This is a genomic window from Pedobacter sp. HMWF019, from assembly GCF_003061025.1.
Taxonomy (GTDB): Bacteria; Bacteroidota; Bacteroidia; order Sphingobacteriales; family Sphingobacteriaceae; genus Pedobacter.
On record NZ_QAIL01000479.1, the window covers coordinates 1 to 3717 of the forward strand.

The window sequence follows — 3717 nt, forward strand, 5'->3', positions numbered from 1 at the left end:
GCTATATACAAAGAGTGGTTGCCATCCTCGACCGTAAGAAAATAAACAAAAGTTTACTTGCATTTTCACATGTGTTTTTGAAAGACCATACAGCAGATACCCTATATGAATTTGAACACGAAGTCTCCAAATTCGGCGAGGTTATGGAATGTTTTCAGATGACTGGTGCTTTCGATTTCATTTTGCGCATTTCTACAAGCGACATGGATGCCTATCATATGTTTCTACGAAATAAACTGGCTACACTGCCCAATATCAGTACGGTGCAAAGCTTCTTTGTTTTGTCTGAACCAAAAAGTGAAACCGCCTATCCTTTGTAAAGGCCAATGAAATTATCTGTCTTTTCTAATTTTCAAGATATATTTACCCTTTAATCCCTTTCCTTTAGATATAAATCGCAGCCTGTAAATCTCATTGCCCCAAGCCTTCTTGAAACGGTCATCATCCATCAGCTTAGTCTCCATTTGCACGCTGAACTGCTCCGGATTATAAATTATACTATAGCCAGGAAATTCAGGAAATAGAATACGATCTCTTTCCAACTTCATTTTCAGCGGACTGATAAAATTTAAAATATTTTCTTTTACAAATCTTTTAAGTTCAAAATCCTCGCTTAAAATAATCTCATTATCGGAACGGTTAAACTGTAAGCTTCTTATCCAGGACTTAACCTGAGCAGGTTCTGGATAGGCCCCGGCAATGTTTACAGAAAAGGTCGTTTCTTCAGGACCTGGGTGATCAATCTTAAAATCTGTGGCAGCAAACTTTTTACCATCCATTTGATCTGTACCATTAATACCCGGGCAGTTGTGCCATTGAGATTGCACGTTCCACAGTTCATAACGTTTGCTGCTAAAAGTTTTTGCTGTATACGTACCCACCCCTGCGTCAATCAATAATGGTTTTCCATCAGCATACACCATAAAATTACCAATATCGTTGTGATTGTGGCTCTCGGCATTATTCCCACCTTTTGCAGCAAGAAACAATCCATCAATACTTCCTTTTTTACTGCGGGCTGTAAAAACTTGCAGATCTGGCAACACTTCTTCCAGCGGATAAGGTGCTTTCGGATTGATCTTTTTTATCTCCTCATACACCTGTAGGGTCTGTACAAATTCGTTCACATCATCAAGCGGAAGTTCTGCTTTTTTGTAATTCAATATAAAGGAGGCATATGCTTTTAAAGTTTCATCATGAAATAGCTTTCCGTAACGATAAACACTTTCTGAATTTTGCAGGTATTTAGAAAAAGCATCTGCAAAATTGACCATATTGTTGTTTGCAATCTGCATCTTGTAAGTATAAGTCCCCATTCTGTGCAGAAGTTCTTTGTCTGACCAATTCAGTTTACCTTCAGACGCACTGTTCACCAGGCTAATTAAACGTATAAGCTTACCACCGGCCATATCCCAGTAAGAGGGGCCCTCATCGCAGCCACCGTCCTCAGGATAATGATTGATGAACTGGTCTGTACTTAACAAGAGTTTTTTGCTGAACCGATCCAGGGAGTCGCCTGGTTTAAGCATCAATAAAGCTGCCTGCATACAATTTGTATTGTTAAAAGTATTCCAGTTATTTACCGTATTTCCTTTAAATCCCATCCACCAGAAGTTATCATATTTAAGATAAGGTTGAAAAATCCTTCGGTTAAGCTCATATTCAATTCTACTATTGATCACTTTTGAGTATTTACCCAACTGTGGACTGAGCAGGTTATAAATGACCGCAACAGTCGCCCCTGTTCTCGATGCATTCAGATCAATGTATGGATTTTGGATATTGGGCAGATCTGCACCTTCTTTTTGCACCACAATATGTGCCGGTGCAACCCAGGTACTCTCTTCAAGAATGAGCCATAGACCATTTACAATCTGCGGTAGGAAACGGCCTTGATTTTGAACGAGTTCACCCAATACCAGATTGGACAAAATTCTGCGTCGCTCGGACTGCAGATTCTCATAATTGATCCGGGTTCCGGTAAATTTGTAATCAAGATATAAACTTGCAGGCAATGAAGGCCAGGTATATTGGTTTCCAATTTCTGCGTTTTTAAGAATTTTGGTTTTAACACTATCCGCCAGGCCAGCAATTTTAGACAAGGTTTCCTCCCGCTGTTGGTTTTGCCACAGACCTAGGTTTTTAAAAACACCTTGACCATTTGTATTGTATGCTTTGCTTAGCCAGTTTTTTGCAGGTAATTGGGCCTTACCTGTCCAGACAAAGGACATGATAAGGATAGAAATCATTATTCTTTTCATATCAATCTTTATAATTCAATGGCTTCTTTCTCTTTACTGGTGTTTCAGGATGCTGACCGGGTTGAAACGGATCGTAGTAATACAGCCCCGCCTGGTTGTACAAATTAATATGGCTTTTCAACCTGAATTTGAAAGCCTCCAGATTTTTATTCTTTTGTTTTGTCCAGGCCGATTCTGCCAGTGCAGCCAGGCGGGGAAACAATAAAAAGTCCAGGCGTGCCCGATCGGGTACAGTTTCCGTCCATAGATTTGCCTGGATACCTTCAATAAAACTCAGCTCCTGTTCTTTCTCTACAAATCCTGCTGCATTAAAATTGTAAACATCTTCTATTGGACTATACAATTTATTCCACTTCCGCCCATATCTGTGTGTACTGTCCTGGACGAAATCAAAATACAATGGCAAACGTGGGCATAAAACAGTCCTATATCTTTTCTCCATTAATGTCCTTAACTGCTTAGGCTGGTCATGCCGCCACCAAAACATAATCGTTTTCTCTGTCGGTAAACCTGCATTTGCCATCTCATCCCAAACCAGAAGTTTTGAGTTCAGACGAAAAACAGAATCGGCCATCCGCTTCATAAAGTAATCCTCCACTTCTTTTACATCCTTAAGATTTTTAGTATTCATCAAGCTGATAATATCGGGATTGGTTTTCCATTTCTCATTACCAAAACTAACCTCATCCCCGCCTAAATGAATCATTTGCGAAGGAAATAAAACACTGATTTCCTTTAAAATATCAGTTAGGTAGCTATATGTTTTTTCTAAGCCTGGATTAAAGGTGAACTCGGGATGCTCTGGTGTACCTCCACCACTGTATTCTGGATATGCCCTATTTGCAGCAGTAGCATGTCCTGGCATATCAATTTCAGGAATAACTTCAATAAACCTGTTGGCAGCGTAAGCAATGATTTCTTTTATATCTTCCTGTGAATAATATTTGGCAGGAGCATTTTCGTTTAGGTAATCACCTATGCCTCCTATAAGAGCCAAATTTGGATATTTCTTTATTTCTAAACGCCAGGCAGGTTCATCTGTTAAATGCCAGTGTAAACGATTCAATTTATAAAACGCCATCCAATCCAGGATTTCCTTAACCTTTTCTTTTCCAAAAAAATGGCGGGACTCATCCAGCATCAGACCCCTCCAGGCATAAGCGGGTGCATCTGTTATTTTGCAGCCTGAAATCTCAGCAACTCCATGTTTAATTTTTGCAGTCCTCAACATCTGCAAAAGAGAAACAACTCCATAAAATAAGCCTTTTTCGCTGCTCGCCTGTATAACAACCAGATTGTTTTCAATAATAAGGTGATAGGATTCTCCGGGATCAGGTTTTTTATATTTTAGATTTAAAAAAATGGCTGGCCTGTTGGTTTTCTCTTCGTTGTGAAGTACTATTCCAGTAGTTTTTAAAACTTCAGTCTTGAGGTACCAGGCTATATTATCCGCATT

General features: G+C 39.4%; 3 protein-coding genes. 1 reads left to right on the forward strand and 2 read right to left on the reverse strand.

The annotated features are described in order from the left end of the window. Positions 1-320 (forward strand): Lrp/AsnC family transcriptional regulator (locus DBR11_RS24880; protein WP_108555283.1); only part of this gene is annotated, 320 nt, incomplete at its 5' end. Between the two features lie 12 nt (positions 321-332). On the opposite strand, the gene DBR11_RS24885 is transcribed toward DBR11_RS24880, so the two are convergent. Further along, positions 333-2261, reverse strand: a complete 1929-nt coding sequence (locus tag DBR11_RS24885) for a heparinase II/III family protein (protein WP_108555284.1) — start codon at positions 2259-2261, stop codon at positions 333-335. Between the two features lies 1 nt (position 2262). Then, positions 2263-3717: beta-N-acetylhexosaminidase (locus DBR11_RS24890; protein ID WP_108555285.1), on the reverse strand; the 1455-nt coding region annotated here is incomplete at its 5' end.

What these genes read in the sequence shown, in the direction of transcription:
- DBR11_RS24885 (WP_108555284.1), bottom strand. Translation starts at nt 2,261, where the DNA reads ATGAAAAGAATAATGATTTCTATCCTTATCATGTCCTTTGTCTGGACA.